This is a genomic window from Erwinia oleae (assembly GCF_000770305.1).
GTDB classification, from domain to species: domain Bacteria; phylum Pseudomonadota; class Gammaproteobacteria; order Enterobacterales; family Enterobacteriaceae; genus Erwinia; species Erwinia oleae.
In genome coordinates this window covers 19964-34854 of sequence record NZ_JNVB01000044.1, presented here as the reverse complement: position 1 = coordinate 34854, position 14891 = coordinate 19964, and the positions used below count along the sequence as shown (strand labels likewise).

Sequence of the window (14891 nt, the reverse complement as noted above, 5' to 3'; positions counted from 1 at the left end):
CTTGAAAACAGATCGGTGGCCAGCATTCCGCGTGTACCGTAGCTTTCCGCCACCGCCTCTGCGGCAGCGCCATGAGCCACGCATCCGGCGCAGGCCGCTTCATACGTCGAGAGCTTCTGGCCTAATAATCCGCCGATGATACCCGACAGCACATCACCCATCCCGCCGCTGCCCATTCCCGCGTTGCCTACATCGGCAATAGCTGTCTCACCGTCTGCGCTGGCGATAATCGTGCCCGCGCCTTTTAATACCGCCACGCCGCCATAGCGCTTTGCTAACTGTTGAGCTGAATGTAAGCGGTCACTCTCAATTTCGCTGACTTTAACATTCAGTAAACGCGCGGCCTCGCCCGGGTGAGGCGTGATAATTCGATTTTGACGTTTCTCCGGCCTGATTGCCAGCAGGTTAAGCGCATCAGCATCCCACAGCATCAGTTTCTGAGAATTTTCTACCTTTTGCAGCGCTTTTTTACCCCATTCTCCCTGGCCAAGCCCGGGTCCGATCACGATAACGTCGGCCCACTCCAGCGCATCATCAATAGCGTTGGCGGTCAGCTCCTGCACCATCAGTTCGGGTCGGGCAGTGACAAGCGGCGTAATATTATCTTTGTGAGTGAGTACTCGCACAAGCCCTGCGCCCGCGCGTAATGCGGCTTCGCCGGTCATGCATATCGCACCCGCCGTCCCGTGATCGCCGCCGATAATCGCCAGCTTACCGTTATCGCCTTTATGCGAAGTGGGTTTTCGGGGTTTCAGCCAGCGGCTGAGCGACGTGGCGTCAAAGCGCGAAACGGGCGCGATCTGCCCGTTAAGCCAGGCATTGAGGCATAACGCATGAAAATGCAGTGTGCCTGTCACGTCGCGGGCTTTACCGGTGAGCAGGCCAGGTTTGAGTGCGATGAAGGTAAGCGTATGGTCAGCAACGATGACTTCGCCGGGCGTCGTTCCGTTAGCGGCCACTAACCCGGACGGGCAGTCTACTGCGAACACGGGCGCAGCATGCTGATTAGCCTGCTGTATCAGCGCCCTGTAAGGTTCCTCAGGTGCACGATTGCCCCCGACGCCTAACAGAGCATCAACAATAACCTCCACTTTTTCCGGCCAGGGCGCGGAAGGATCGTGAAGGGTTCCGCCAGCCGCCAGCCAGGCATCGCGCGCTTGCTGTGCCTCTTCCGGCAGCGGTTTACTGCCTTCGCAGGCGATAACGCTGACCGTCAGTCCGGCGGATTGCGCCAGGCGCGCCACAATAAAACCGTCGCCGCCGTTGTTGCCGTGCCCACACAGGATCAGCCAGTGCTCTTTAGCAGGCCACAGCGCGCGGATTTTTGCAAAAGCAGCTTCTCCTGCGCGCTGCATCAGTTCAAACAACGTGATGCCAAGGCTGTCGGCCCCCTGTTGTTCAAGCTGTTTTATCGCCTCTACAGGCCAGACAGAATAGGGTAAACTGGCGGGGTTTTTTAGCGGGTTCAGGTTATTCATGTCGCATCCTCTCGATCTCAATCAACTCGCCCTCGACATTAAAAAATGGGGGCAGACGCTCGGCTTCCAGCAGGTCGGTATCTGCGATACCGATCTCAGCCCGGAAGAACCGCGGCTTCAGGCATGGCTCGACAAACAGTATCACGGCGAGATGGACTGGATGGCACGTCACGGCATGATGCGCGCACGACCTCATGAACTTCTGCCCGGCACGCTGCGGGTCATCAGCGTGCGAATGAACTATCTGCCGGCCAGAGCCGCCTTTGCCAGCACCTTAAAAAATCCTCAACTGGGCTATGTCAGCCGTTATGCGCTGGGGCGTGACTACCATAAAGTATTGCGTAATCGATTAAAAAAGCTCGGCGATTTGATCCGTGAGCGCTGCGAAAGCGTGCAGTTTCGACCTTTCGTCGATTCCGCACCGGTACTGGAAAGGCCGCTGGCTGCAAAAGCCGGGCTGGGCTGGACGGGCAAGCACTCGCTCATCCTCAATCGTGAAGCCGGTTCATGGTTTTTCCTCGGCGAACTGCTGATTGACCTGCCACTGCCCGTTGACGCACCGCAGACGGAACAGTGCGGACGCTGCGTTGCCTGCATCACCACCTGTCCGACGGGTGCTATCGTCGCGCCTTATACCGTCGATGCACGACGCTGCATCTCCTATCTGACGATTGAACTGGAAGGCGCTATACCTGAAGCGTTCAGGCCGTTGATTGGCAACAGAATCTATGGATGTGACGACTGCCAGTTAATCTGCCCATGGAATCGCTATGGTCAGCTTACCGACGAAGACGATTTCAGCCCGCGTGCGGTGCTGCATGCCCCCCCGTTAACCGCTCTTTTTCGCTGGGACGAGGCAACGTTTTTACGAGTTACGGAAGGCTCGGCCATCCGGCGGATTGGCCATCTGCGCTGGCTGCGCAATATCGCGGTTGCACTGGGCAATGCGCCCTGGTCGGAGGAAGCGGTAGATGTGTTGACGGCTCGTCACGGCGAAAACGCCATGCTGGATGAACATATTGAGTGGGCACTGACGCGTCAGCGTGAGAAAAGGCAGCAAAATGCTATTGAGGTAACGCCCGCACAACATAAACGTCTGGTGCGTGCGGTTGAAAAAGGGTTACCACGTGACACCTGAATAACAAACATGCCTGTTTGCTGACCATTAAGTTGTCCACACGCTGTTGATAAAAATAAAAAATCGTTGTCATTCAATCGTCACAAAAAGCGCAAGCGGTTCTGCTCATACTTTGTAATATTAAAATATCGTTAAATAACAATGGATTATTATTTTTATTCAGATTTGCACATATCGGTGAAAATGAATGTATTACAACGTATCCTGTGGATAAGTCTGTTATAAACATTTTGGCATCAGAGGAAAAGCCAGCGGGCAACAAGCATGCTGCTGTGGATAAATGTTAGATTGAACTGATGATGAAGAAAATTTGGAGCGGGAAACGAGACTCGAACTCGCGACCCCGACCTTGGCAAGGTCGTGCTCTACCAACTGAGCTATTCCCGCTTTTTGGTACAGATTCTTTACGCTATTCCAGAATCGGAGAGTGAGCTAACTCATTGATTTATAATAATCTATAAGTGCTTCGCCTTGGAATGGGAGGCATTATGGACTCATTGCCTGACGATGACAAGATCTTTTTCACCCGACCTGAGGGCACCGGTCACAACGTGGAAAATTCAACACATGGCGCCTTTAGGCTTCCCGGGATTCAAAATCTGGCGTAAATAACCAGCAGCCAGCCGCTTAACGCCAACGGCGGCCCAAAAGGTATGGGAGCTGACAGTTTTCTGGCGAATACGCCTCTGGCGACGAGGGCCCACGAGATGCCACATAATGAGGCGATAAGCAGCAGCAGAGGTAAATTCTGCCAGCCTGTCCAGGCACCCAGCGCAGCGGTAAGCTTAAAGTCGCCCTGCCCCATACAGATTTTACCTGACATGTTGCTAACAATCGTCGTAAACAGCCGCAAAACACAATAACCTGCCGCCGCGCCTGTTATCGCATCCGGCAGTGCGTCGCGCTGGTAGCATAGGGTGAATAGCAGACCGCTCCACAGCAGCAGGCCGTTAAGCGCGTCCGGCAGAAGGTAAGTCATGCCGTCAATTGCCGCCAGCGCCAGCAGCAGCCAGCTAAAAATCAGCATGCCAACCAGTTCACCGCCCGGCGGAAGAAGCCAACCGATAAAAAGCGTTATCGCCAACGTGACGGCCTCGGTCAACGGATATCTTACCGGTATCGGTATGGCGCAGTGGCGGCACTTTCCCCTAAGCCACCACCAGCTCAATACAGGGATCAACGCCAGCCAGCCGGGCGGAACGCCACACGCGGGACAATGCGAGGCCGGACGAAACAGCGTCAGGGGCGGTAACGTGTCGTTATCGCCTCGGGCTATCATCAACGGCAACCGATAAATAACCACATTCAGAAAGCTGCCGATACACAGTCCTGCCAGCGTTAGCGCAACCCATCCTGTTAGCGGTGATACAACTGTTTCCATCAAAGGCATATTCCCTCTCATCATCGTATCCATACAGTGAAACGAGAAGCTAGCATCGGTGAAGCATCGGGCGAAACGGTAAAAGCAGGCCGTGCGGGATCTCTTCAGACAAACCGAGCAGTGTTTAAAACGTTGCAATGTTTTTTGCGAGACGGGCTGGAAAATGAGGAAGTAAAAGCTAAAAAAAGACAACAAAAAAGGAGCCGAAGCTCCTTAAAAGCGCTGCATGCCGTCAAAGGCACGCATCTGTAATCTGGAGCGGGAAACGAGACTCGAACTCGCGACCCCGACCTTGGCAAGGTCGTGCTCTACCAACTGAGCTATTCCCGCAATACTGTTTAATGCCGCACGGTAATCATCTTGGAGCGGGAAACGAGACTCGAACTCGCGACCCCGACCTTGGCAAGGTCGTGCTCTACCAACTGAGCTATTCCCGCAAACTGTTTGATACCGTGCTGTAACGCTTTGGAGCGGGAAACGAGACTCGAACTCGCGACCCCGACCTTGGCAAGGTCGTGCTCTACCAACTGAGCTATTCCCGCTTAACGGCGTTTCGCGTACCGCGACAATTGTGTTCCGGTACGGGGTGCGAATTATACGAAAATTACTTTTCGCTGCAAGTCTCTGAGCGTAATTTTTTTCGCCGCCCCTTCAACTGCTGTTTAAAACGACAGAATGCTGATTTAAGCAGCAGCCGGACAACCTTCACCCATCAACGCTGAATAAAGTGTTCGCGATAGTAGGCCAGTTCAGCCACTGACTCACGAATATCGTCCATCGCCTGATGCGTGCCCTGCTTCTTGAAGCCTGGCAGAATTTCTGGTTTCCAGCGACGCGCCAGCTCTTTCAGCGTGCTCACGTCAAGATAGCGATAGTGGAAATACGCTTCCAGTTCAGGCATGTATTTAAAAAGAAACCGACGATCCTGACCGATACTGTTGCCGCAGATGGGCGAACTGTTTTCAGGCACCCACTGCTTTAAAAACGCAAGCGTTGCCAGCTCAGCAGCGCGCTCGCTGTGCTGGCTCGTCTTCACGCGCTCAACCAGCCCGCTGCCGGTATGGGTACGCACGTTCCACTCATCCATCAGCGCCAGTTGCTCATCGGTCTGATAAACGGCCAGAACCGGCCCTTCCGCGAGGATATTAAGGTTTGAATCGGTAACCAGCGTGGCGATCTCAATAATACGATCCTGCTTCGGGTCCAGCCCGGTCATCTCAAGATCAATCCAAATCAGGTTACTGGCATTTGCGCTCATGGGTTCCTCGCCGTGGCTTATATAATACGTAAGGGTGTATCATAGACGTTTTGCCCTGTCAGGGCGAAGCCTGTCAAACCGTGTGAGGAAGAGTGAGCAAAAACAAACTGTCGAAAGGTCAGCAACGTCGCGTTAGTGCTAATCACCAGCGCCGCCTCAGGCAGCGCGCGGACAAACCTGAGCCGGATGACAGCCTGTTTGGCGAAGCGCGTGACGGCGTGGTCATCAGCCGTTTCGGTATGCATGCCGACGTGGAAGATGCCGATGCCTCAGTGCATCGCTGCAACATCCGTCGCACCATCCGCTCGCTCGTTACCGGCGATCGCGTGCGCTGGCGCCCCGGTCAGGAAGGCGGCGCTACCGTAAAGGGCATCGTCGAAGCGGTTCACGATCGCACGTCGGTACTCACCCGCCCCGATTTCTACGACGGCGTAAAACCCATTGCGGCCAATATCAACCAGATAGTGATTGTCTCCGCCATTCTGCCGGAACTGTCGTTGAATATTATCGATCGCTACCTGATTGCCAGCGAAACGCTGGACGTCGAGCCGCTGCTGGTTCTGAACAAAACCGATCTGCTCGATGATGAAGGCCGCGCGTTTGTTGATGAGCAGATGGATATTTACCGCCGCATCGGCTATCGCGTGTTGATGGTATCCAGCTATGAAAGGCAGGGTCTGGCGGCGCTTGAAGCCGAACTGACCGACCGCATAAGCATTTTTGCCGGTCAGTCTGGCGTGGGGAAATCCAGCCTGCTGAATGCCCTGCTAGGGCTGGAACCGGGCACCAATGAGATCCTCACCAACGACGTTTCCGACGTCTCGGGGCTTGGGCAGCACACCACCACTGCCGCCCGGCTCTACCACTTTCCTCACGGGGGCGACGTGATCGATTCGCCGGGCGTGCGCGAATTCGGTTTATGGCATTTAGAGCCGGAACAAATCACCCAGGGATTTGTCGAATTTCGTGAATTTTTAGGCCACTGCAAGTTTCGCGACTGCAAACACGATACCGATCCCGGCTGCGCCATTCGCGAAGCGGTAAACAATGGCGAGATTGATGAAGCGCGCTTTGAAAGCTATCACCGCATTCTGGACAGCATGTCTGATATGCAGCTGAAAACGCGCCGTAATTTTTCCGAAAGCAGTGACTGACGGGTGCATAGCCTAATTACCGGGGCGCTGATACAATCCGCCCCCTTTCTACTTTGCAATCAGCCCGGAGGCTAACGTGTTAGATCGTATAAAACTCGGACTTAATCATCTATTACCGAAAAAGGCTCTGACTGAACTGGCTGGCTGGGGCGCAGGCAAGCGCGGCGGCTGGCTGACAAAAGCCGTTATCGATCTCTTTGTCTGGTTCTATAAAGTTGATATGAAAGAGGCGCAAAAGCCGGATACCGCCAGCTATCGCACCTTCAATGACTTTTTTGTTCGTCCGCTGCGCGATGATGCGCGCCCGCTTGAAACCGATCCGAACCTGCTGGTGCTGCCCGCAGACGGCGCAATCAGCCAGTTAGGCCACATTGAAGACGATCGCATTTTCCAGGCCAAGGGCCATACCTATACGCTGGAAGCGCTGCTGGCCGGTAACGCGACGATGGTTGAGATGTTTCGCGGCGGCGAATTCGTTACCGTCTATCTTGCGCCTCGCGACTACCACCGCGTGCATATGCCCTGTAACGGCATCCTGCGTGAAATGATCTACGTGCCGGGCGACCTTTACTCCGTTAATCCCCTGACGGCACAAAATATTCCCAACCTGTTCGCCCGCAACGAACGCGTTATCTGCCTCTTCGATACCGAATTCGGCCCGATGGCGCAGATCCTCGTCGGCGCCACCATCGTCGGCAGCATCGAAACGGCCTGGGCCGGTACCATCACGCCACCGCGCGAAGGCGTGATTAAACGCTGGAGTTGGCCGGGTGCCGATGAAGAGGGTTCAGTAGTGCTGCTGAAAGGTCAGGAGATGGGCCGCTTCAAGCTGGGCTCGACGGTGATCAATCTCTTTGCGCCGGATAAAGTGATGCTGGCAGAGAGCCTGACGCCGGAAACCGTGACCCGCCTCGGTCAGACGCTGGCGATTGCGCATCAAAAAACCAGCGCGGAAGAAGTTTTACATCACCCATGATCCCAATACGTCTGATCCTCGCTGTTGTTTTCGCGCTGCTGCTCCAGCCCGCCTGGGGCGCCAGCGCACCCGATGCTTCGCAGATCAGGCAGCAGCTTGAAGAGGCGAAATCGGATAAAAACATCGCGGATCAGGCGGCAGTGGTTGATGCTTTCCAGGCGGCGCTCAGCGCGCTGGACGAGCAAAAAAAGTCGCTTGCTAACGCGCAGGATTATCAGCGCATTATTGATGATTTTCCCAAACTCTCGCGCGAACTGCGCCAGCAGATCGCCTCGCTGACGGAGAATCCAAAAACCGTTCGCAGCACCATGACCGCGTCTGAACTGGATCAGGAGATCCTTCAGGTCAGCAGCCAGCTTCTTGAAGAGAGCCGCCAGGCGCAGCAGGAGCAGGAGCGCGCCCGTGAAATCAGCGACTCGCTCAGTCAGCTGCCGCAGCAGCAGACCGAAGCCCGCCGCGCGTTGAATGACAGCGAGCGCAGGCTTCAGGGCCAACCGGAAGCCGCCACGCCGCTGGCGCATGCGCAACGTCTGGTTCGCCAGGCGGAGTCCGCCGCGCAGAAGGCGCGTGTCGATGAACTCGAACTGGCGCAGCTTTCGGCCAATAACCGCCAGGAGCTGGCGCGGATGCGCAGTGAAGTGCATCAGCGGCTGGCTTCTCAACTGGACGGCTATCTTCAGGATCTGCGCAATCAGCTCAACAGCCGTCGCCAGCGCGAAGCCGAAATTGCCCTGGCGCGTACCGAGCAACTGGCGGAAAACAGCGGCGAGCTGCCGGAAGGGATCAGCAGACAGTTTTGGGTGAACCGCGAACTCTCCTCGGCCCTTAACATGCAGGCGCAGCGGATGGATCTGGTGGCGTCGCAGCAGCGTACCGCCGTTAATCAGACGCTTCAGGTTCGTCAGGCGCTGAGCACGCTTCGCGAACAGTCACAGTGGCTTGGCGTATCAAACGTGCTCGGCGAAGCGCTGCGCGCTCAGGTGGCGCGTCTGCCGGATATGCCAAAGCCTCAGCAGTCAGACAGTGAACTGGCTGAGCTGCGCGTGCAGCGGCTGCACTATGAAGATCTTCTGGAAAGACAGCAGCAGCTTCGCCAGCTTAAGCAGGATGACGGCAGCGCGCTCACCGTCGATCAGCGGCGCGTGCTTGATGCGCAGCTCAAAACCCAGCGCGAGCTGATTGGCTCGCTGCTCTCCGGTTGCGACAACCTGATTCTGGAACTGACAAAACTGAAGGTTTCGAACGGGCAACTGGTGGATGCGCTGAACGAGGTCAAAGAAGCGACCCACCGTTACCTGTTCTGGACGGCGGACGTTAACGCATTGAGCCTGAGCTTTCCTGTTGATTTTGTGCGCGATCTGAAAAGCCTTCTCTCACTGGATACGCTCGGCCAGCTTGGCAATGCGATGGTCATGATGTTTACCAGCCGTGAAACCGTGCTGCCGGTGCTGGGCGCGCTGCTGCTGGTTGTCCTCAGCATCAGTTCCCGCCGACACTATCGCGATTTTCTTGCCCGCTCCGCCAGCAGAGTCGGTAAGGTGACGCAGGATCGCTTCGGGTTAACGATGCGCACCGTTTTCTGGTCGATCCTGGTGGCGCTACCGCTGCCGGTGTTGTGGATGGCGCTGGGCTATGGCCTGCAACATGCCTGGCCGTGGCCGGTTGCGGTTGCCATCGGCGACGGCGTCACCGCCACCGTGCCGTTACTGTGGGCGTTTATGATCAGCGCCGCATTTGCCCGCAAGCAGGGTTTGTTTATCGTCCACTTCCGCTGGCCACAAGCGCGCGTCGCGCGCGCCATGCGTTTCTATACGCTTACCATCTGGCTGGTGGTACCGCTGATTATGTTATTGATCAGCTTTGATAATCTCGATGACCGCCAGTATTCCGCCACGCTTGGTCGGGTCTGTTTCATTTTGATCTGTGGCGCGCTGAGCGTGGTCACCGTCAGCCTGAAACGCGCCGGCATCCCGCTTTATCTGGACAAAGAGGGAAGCGGCGAAAACTTTGTTAACAATGTCTTCTGGAATCTGCTGATCTGCATTCCTCTGGTTGCCGCGCTGGCCAGCTGCATCGGTTATCTGGCAACCGCGCAGGCGCTCCTCGCCAGGCTGGAAACCTCGGTGGCGATCTGGTTCCTGCTGCTGGTTATCTATCATATTATCCGGCGCTGGATGCTGATCCAGCGCCGCCGCATCGCCTTTGACCGCGCCCGTAACCGCCGCGCAGAAATTCTGGCCCATCGCGCAAAAGGAGAAGAGGAGATCACGGCGCAGGCCCTCAACGCGGAGAACGTGGACGTTGATGAGCCGATCATCGATCTGGATGCCATCAGCGCCCAGTCGCTGCGGCTTGTGCGCTCAATCCTGACGCTGATTGCGCTGGTGTCGGTGATTGTGCTGTGGTCGGAGATCCATTCAGCGTTTGGCTTTCTGGAAAATATCCGGCTGTGGGACGCCAGTAGCACCGTTCACGGCGTGGAGAGTCTGCAACCCGTTACGCTGGGATCGGTGCTGATTGCCATCCTGGTACTGCTCATCACCACGCAGCTGGTGCGAAACATGCCGGCCCTGCTGGAGCTTGCGCTGTTGCAGCACCTCAGCCTGACGCCCGGCACCGGCTACGCGGTCACCACGCTGACCAAATATGTGCTGATCCTGGTGGGCGGGCTGACCGGCTTCTCTATGATTGGCGTTGACTGGTCCAAGCTTCAGTGGCTGGTCGCCGCAATGGGTCTTGGGCTGGGTTTCGGCTTGCAGGAGATCTTCGCCAACTTTATTTCAGGCCTGATTATTCTTTTTGAAAAGCCTATCCGCATTGGCGATACCGTCACCATTCGCGAGTTGACCGGCAGTATTACGCGCATCAACACCCGCGCGACCACCATTACCGACTGGGATCGCAAAGAGATCATTGTGCCAAACAAGGCTTTCATCACCGAGCAGTTTGTTAACTGGTCGCTCTCTGATTCGGTCACGCGCGTGGTGCTGACCATTCCCGCCGCCGCCGAAGCGGGCAGCGAACAGGTGACCGAGGTGTTGTTGACCGCCGCGCGGCGCTGCCAGTACGTGCTGGATACGCCGCCGCCTGAGGCGTGGCTGGTGGACTTGCAGCAGGGGATTCAGCTTTTTGAACTGCGCATTTATGCGGCGGAGATGGGACACCGGATGCCGCTGCGACATGAACTGCATCAGCTCATTCTGCGAGGCTATCAGGAGCACGGGCTGGAGATGCCATTCCCGCCGTTCCAGGTCAGAATGGAAACCGTCGGGCGCGGCGCGCCTGCCGCCAACAGCGCACCGACCGTACGCACCTATAAATCAGGCGGCCTGTAGCCGCCACGCCATCAGCAGCGATCGACGGTAAAGGCAATGACGTCGCTCAGGCTCTCTGCCTTTAACGCCAGCATAACGAGACGATCAACGCCCAGCGCCACGCCGGAGCAGTCCGGCAGGCCGTGCGCCAGCGCATCCAGTAAATTCGTATCAATCGGCTGCTGCGGCAAATCGCGCGCGGCGCGTTTGCGGTTATCCTGTTCAAAACGCAGGCGTTGTTCGCGACTGTCGGTCAACTCGCGAAACCCGTTCGCCAGCTCAATGCCCCTGAAGTAAACCTCAAAGCGCTCGGCGACCCGATGATCCTCCGTACTGATCTCCGCCAGCGCCGCCTGAGAGGCCGGGAAATGGTAAACAAAGGCCGGTTTCTCTTTGCCGATATGCGGCTCAACGCCGATCATAAACAGCAATTGCAGCAGCGTATCGCGATCCTCTTCACGGCTTGCCAGCTCGCCTTCACCTAACTTTTGCGCCGCCTCACGCAGCTGCGCCTTATCGGCTGATAAGGGATCGATGCCCACGTGGCGCAGAAACGCCTGCTGGTACGAGAGCGTTTCCGCTGGCGCGCTGTCCAGCACCTGCTGGAGCAGATCGTCCACTTCGTTCATCAGGCGGTACATATCATAGTGCGGGCGGTACCACTCCAGCATGGTGAATTCAGGATTATGGTGACGTCCGGCTTCTTCATTACGAAAGCTGCGACACAGCTGAAAAATCGGGCCGCTTCCCGCCGCGAGCAGGCGCTTCATGTGGTATTCGGGGCTGGTCATCAGAAAGAGATCGCGCCCGGCTGACGCGCCCGGCCCGACGAAGCGGGTTTGAAAAGGAATCAAATGGATATCGGTCACCGTCGCCTGACTCATAGCCGGCGTTTCTACCTCCAGCACGCCGCGATCGGCAAAGAAACGCCGGATCTCCGCCATGATCGCCGCGCGTTTCAACAGATTCGGGATGGATGCGCTCGGTAGCCAGCTGGCCGTATCGCTCATTATGGTGATTCCTCAGTAAGCAGGGTGAAGCAGTCTACCCACCTCACCAGGCGAAAACAAACTAATCTCCGCGCGCGCTGCCGCAGCCAGGCAGAATTTCACACAAAAAAACCAGATGCCGATCGCGTTTATTCTGTTTATTTCTTCACCCTATACCTGAACACATCAAATTTCGTCCGCACGAAGAGCCTTATACTTAATCCCCCTGGGAAATTAAGGGGTACTCCTTTTTTTCCTTTACAACAAGCAGACAGGGAGATAGCCGTGCAACACGTTACTGCCGATTTGGTCATCGTCGGTGCCGGAGGTGCCGGTCTTCGCGCCGCCATCGCCGCCGCCGAAGCCCACCCCACCCTTTCTATCGCGCTGGTTTCTAAAGTGTATCCCATGCGCAGCCACACCGTTGCCGCCGAGGGCGGTTCCGCCGCCGTTACGCAGGCGCACGACAGCTTCGATCTCCATTTTCAGGACACCGTTTCCGGTGGCGACTGGCTGTGCGAGCAGGACGTGGTCGACTATTTTGTCGCACAGTGTCCGCGCGAGATGGCGCAGCTTGAAATCTGGGGCTGCCCGTGGAGCCGACGCGACGATGGCTCGGTTAACGTGCGCCGCTTTGGCGGAATGAAAATCGAGCGAACCTGGTTTGCCGCAGACAAAACCGGCTTTCATATGCTGCATACGCTGTTCCAGACCTCACTGAAGTATCCGCAAATCAAACGGTTCGATGAGCATTTTGTTCTCGACCTGCTGGTAGACGACGGCCAGGCGCGCGGACTGGTGGCGATGAATATGATGGAAGGCACGCTGGTGCATATTCAGGCCAACGCGGTGGTGCTGGCAACCGGCGGCGCTGGCCGGGTTTACCGTTACAATACCAACGGCGGCATCGTCACCGGCGACGGCATGGGCATGGCGCTGCGCCACGGCGTGCCGCTGCGCGATATGGAGTTTGTTCAGTACCATCCTACCGGTCTGCCCGGATCCGGGATTTTGATTACTGAAGGCTGTCGCGGCGAAGGCGGCATTATGGTTAACAAAGATGGCTATCGCTATCTTCAGGATTACGGCATGGGGCCGGAAACGCCGCTCGGTCACCCTGAAAACAAACACATGGAGCTGGGGCCGCGCGACAAGCTGTCGCAGGCCTTCTGGCATGAGTGGCGGGCCGGACGAACCATTGCCACGCCGCGCGGCGACGTCGTGCATCTTGATTTGCGCCATCTGGGCGAAAAGAAACTGCTGGAACGACTGCCGTTTATTTGTGAACTCAGCAAAGCCTACGTCGGCGTCGATCCCATTCACGCGCCGATCCCCGTTCGCCCTACTGCGCACTACACCATGGGCGGCATCGAAACCGACGCGCAGTGCGAAACCCGTATTCGCGGCCTGTTTGCCGTTGGCGAATGCTCGTCGGTGGGTCTGCACGGCGCGAATCGCCTGGGCTCAAATTCGCTGGCCGAGCTGGTGGTGTTTGGCCGTGCAGCGGGCGAGCACGCCGCCCGGCGCGCGCTGGAAGGTAACAAAGGCGCAGGCGCGGCCATGACCGCGCAGGCCAGCGACTGCGAGCGTCGCCTGAAGGGGCTGGTAAACCAGCAGGGCGATGAGAGCTGGTCGGTGCTGCGCGATGAAATGGGCACCTCAATGGAAGAAGGCTGCGGCATCTACCGCACGCCGGAACTGATGCAGAAAACCATCGACAAGCTCGCCGAACTGAAAACACGCTTCTCACGCGTGCGCATCAGCGACACCTCCAGCGTGTTTAACACACAATTGCTTTATGCCGTTGAACTGGCGCACGGCCTGGACGTGGCCGAGTGCATGGCGCATGCGGCCTTCGAACGCAAAGAGTCGCGCGGGGCGCACCAGCGTCTGGATGAGGGATGTACCAGCCGGGACGACGTCAATTTCCTTAAACATTCACAGGCCTTTTTCAATCCGTCAGGCGCGCCAACCATCGCCTGGGATGAGGTGAAAATTACCCGACTGCCACCGGCCAGGCGCGTTTATGGCGCGGAAGGCGAGCAAAAAGGAGGCAAGGTATGAGCGATCTGAAGAAGATAAAAATTGCTATTCAGCGCTACAACCCGGAGGTGGATAACGCGCCCCACACCGTTTTTTATGAGGTGCCCTGGGACGAACAAACTTCACTGCTTGATGCGCTGGGCTACATCAAAGACAACCTTGCGGAAGACCTTTCCTTTCGCTGGTCTTGCCGCATGGCAATCTGCGGCTCGTGCGGCATGATGGTCGACGGCGTACCGAAGCTCGCCTGCAAAACGTTTCTGCGTGACTATCCACACGGCCCGCGCGTGGAAGCGCTGGCTAACTTTCCGATCGAGCGCGATCTGATTGTGGATATGAGCCATTTTATTGAAAGCCTTGAGGCGATCAGGCCGTGGGTGATCGGCAACGATCGCGATCCTGCGGACGGCCCCGGTAAGCAAACGCCCGCGCAAATGGTGAAATATCATCAGTTCTCCGGCTGCATCAACTGCGGTCTTTGCTACGCGGCCTGTCCGCAGTTTGGGTTGAATCCCGAATTTATCGGGCCTGCGGCCATTACGCTTGCGCACCGCTACAACCTTGATAATCGCGATCGCGGTAAAAAACTGCGCATGCCGCAGCTCAACGGGGAAAACGGCGTCTGGCCCTGCACCTTTGTCGGCTTCTGCTCTGAAGTGTGTCCGAAGCATGTCGATCCCGCTGCGGCAATCCAGCAAAGCAAAGTGGAAAGCGCAAAAGATTTTCTGATCGCCCGTCTGAAACCTCGCGAGGAGGAGAAATATGACCACCAGGCGTAACGCTTATCATCGCCCGATGGCTGCCAACTGGTGGCAGAAATCAGGGTTTTTCCGCTTTTATATGCTGCGCGAAGGCACGGCGCTGCCCGCACTGTGGTTTAGTCTTGAGCTCATTGCCGGACTGTTTGCCCTTAAGCGCGGACCGGCGGCGTGGATCGGCTTCGTCGATTTTCTACAGCATCCCGTCGTGTTGTTGTTGAACGTCATCGCACTCGCCGCCGCGATTTTGCACAGTAAAACCTGGTTTGAGCTGGCCCCTAAAGCCAGCGTGATTGTGATCGGCAATAAGAAGCTGTCGCCGCGTCCGGTTATTATCGGCCTGTGGATAGCGATGACGCTGATCAGTCTGGTGGTATTGGCATGGGCAATGTGGGCTTAGGA

Annotated in this window: 11 protein-coding genes and 4 tRNA genes; 7 read left to right on the top strand and 8 right to left on the bottom strand. The window is 56.9% G+C overall.

Annotated features, from left to right (window positions below):
- Nucleotides 1–1478: bifunctional ADP-dependent NAD(P)H-hydrate dehydratase/NAD(P)H-hydrate epimerase (gene nnr, locus GS12_RS14750; protein ID WP_034948345.1), on the bottom strand; the 1478-nt coding region annotated here is incomplete at its 3' end.
- Here nnr and queG point away from each other — a divergent pair.
- The gene (gene queG / locus GS12_RS14745) at nucleotides 1477–2616 is read left to right on the top strand and encodes a tRNA epoxyqueuosine(34) reductase QueG (RefSeq protein WP_034948342.1); all 1140 of its coding nucleotides are present in this window, start codon (nucleotides 1477–1479) and stop codon (nucleotides 2614–2616) included. The genes nnr and queG overlap by 2 nt on opposite strands.
- A gap of 311 nt (nucleotides 2617–2927) precedes the next feature.
- Here the strand turns inward: queG and GS12_RS14740 are convergent.
- From GS12_RS14740 to orn, 6 genes are all read right to left on the bottom strand, one after another.
- Nucleotides 2928–3003: transfer RNA gene (locus GS12_RS14740), tRNA-Gly, on the bottom strand.
- Nucleotides 3004–3208: 205 nt separating this feature from the next.
- Nucleotides 3209–3997: a prepilin peptidase gene (locus tag GS12_RS14735; protein WP_034948339.1), complete on the bottom strand. Its 789-nt coding sequence runs from the start codon at nucleotides 3995–3997 to the stop codon at nucleotides 3209–3211.
- Nucleotides 3998–4251: 254 nt separating this feature from the next.
- Nucleotides 4252–4327, bottom strand: a tRNA-Gly gene (locus tag GS12_RS14730).
- A 31-nt stretch (nucleotides 4328–4358) separates the two neighbouring features.
- Nucleotides 4359–4434 (bottom strand) — tRNA-Gly (locus tag GS12_RS14725).
- 29 nt (nucleotides 4435–4463) lie between these two features.
- Nucleotides 4464–4539: transfer RNA gene (locus GS12_RS14720), tRNA-Gly, on the bottom strand.
- A 170-nt stretch (nucleotides 4540–4709) separates the two neighbouring features.
- Nucleotides 4710–5255: an oligoribonuclease gene (gene orn / locus GS12_RS14715; RefSeq protein WP_034948336.1), complete on the bottom strand. Its 546-nt coding sequence runs from the start codon at nucleotides 5253–5255 to the stop codon at nucleotides 4710–4712.
- 92 nt (nucleotides 5256–5347) lie between these two features.
- Here orn and rsgA point away from each other — a divergent pair, with 92 nt between their 5' ends.
- The 3 genes from rsgA (at nucleotide 5348) to mscM (ending at nucleotide 10720) form a co-directional block, all read left to right on the top strand.
- A complete protein-coding gene (gene rsgA, locus GS12_RS14710) occupies nucleotides 5348–6409 on the top strand; it encodes a small ribosomal subunit biogenesis GTPase RsgA (protein WP_034948332.1) in 1062 nt (353 codons plus the stop codon).
- Between the two features lie 76 nt (nucleotides 6410–6485).
- On the top strand, nucleotides 6486–7385 hold the full coding sequence (gene asd / locus GS12_RS14705; RefSeq protein ID WP_034948329.1) for an archaetidylserine decarboxylase: 900 nt from the start codon (nucleotides 6486–6488) through the stop codon (nucleotides 7383–7385).
- Nucleotides 7382–10720 carry a miniconductance mechanosensitive channel MscM gene (gene mscM, locus GS12_RS14700; RefSeq protein WP_084089723.1) on the top strand — a complete coding sequence of 1113 codons (3339 nt, stop codon included), beginning with the start codon at nucleotides 7382–7384 and terminating at the stop codon, nucleotides 10718–10720. Before asd ends, mscM begins: the two co-directional genes overlap by 4 nt.
- Nucleotides 10721–10731: 11 nt before the next feature.
- Here mscM and epmA read toward each other — a convergent pair whose 3' ends face one another.
- Nucleotides 10732–11709 (bottom strand): elongation factor P--(R)-beta-lysine ligase, encoded by a 978-nt coding sequence (gene epmA, locus GS12_RS14695; RefSeq protein ID WP_034911685.1) that lies wholly within the window; start codon nucleotides 11707–11709, stop codon nucleotides 10732–10734.
- Nucleotides 11710–11973: 264 nt separating this feature from the next.
- Between epmA and frdA the strand changes: the two genes are divergently transcribed.
- From frdA to frdC, 3 genes are read left to right on the top strand one after another with little or no spacing between them, the layout of a single operon-like run.
- On the top strand, nucleotides 11974–13752 hold the full coding sequence (gene frdA / locus GS12_RS14690; protein WP_034948325.1) for a fumarate reductase (quinol) flavoprotein subunit: 1779 nt from the start codon (nucleotides 11974–11976) through the stop codon (nucleotides 13750–13752).
- A complete protein-coding gene (locus GS12_RS14685; RefSeq protein ID WP_034948322.1) occupies nucleotides 13749–14510 on the top strand; it encodes a succinate dehydrogenase/fumarate reductase iron-sulfur subunit in 762 nt (253 codons plus the stop codon). Before frdA ends, GS12_RS14685 begins: the two co-directional genes overlap by 4 nt.
- A complete protein-coding gene (frdC, locus tag GS12_RS14680; protein WP_034948319.1) occupies nucleotides 14494–14889 on the top strand; it encodes a fumarate reductase subunit FrdC in 396 nt (131 codons plus the stop codon). The genes GS12_RS14685 and frdC overlap by 17 nt, the downstream gene beginning before the upstream one ends.
- The last annotated feature ends 2 nt before the right edge of the window (nucleotides 14890–14891 follow it).

Excerpts from the sequence above, each read along its gene's own strand:
- queG (WP_034948342.1), top strand. The coding sequence starts at position 1,477 with ATGTCGCATCCTCTCGATCTCAATCAACTCGCCCTCGACATTAAAAAA.
- GS12_RS14735 (WP_034948339.1), bottom strand. The coding sequence starts at position 3,997 with ATGGAAACAGTTGTATCACCGCTAACAGGATGGGTTGCGCTAACGCTG.
- orn (WP_034948336.1), bottom strand. The coding sequence starts at position 5,255 with ATGAGCGCAAATGCCAGTAACCTGATTTGGATTGATCTTGAGATGACC.
- mscM (WP_084089723.1), top strand. The coding sequence starts at position 7,382 with ATGATCCCAATACGTCTGATCCTCGCTGTTGTTTTCGCGCTGCTGCTC.
- epmA (WP_034911685.1), bottom strand. The coding sequence starts at position 11,709 with ATGAGCGATACGGCCAGCTGGCTACCGAGCGCATCCATCCCGAATCTG.
- GS12_RS14685 (WP_034948322.1), top strand. The coding sequence starts at position 13,749 with ATGAGCGATCTGAAGAAGATAAAAATTGCTATTCAGCGCTACAACCCG.
- frdC (WP_034948319.1), top strand. The coding sequence starts at position 14,494 with ATGACCACCAGGCGTAACGCTTATCATCGCCCGATGGCTGCCAACTGG.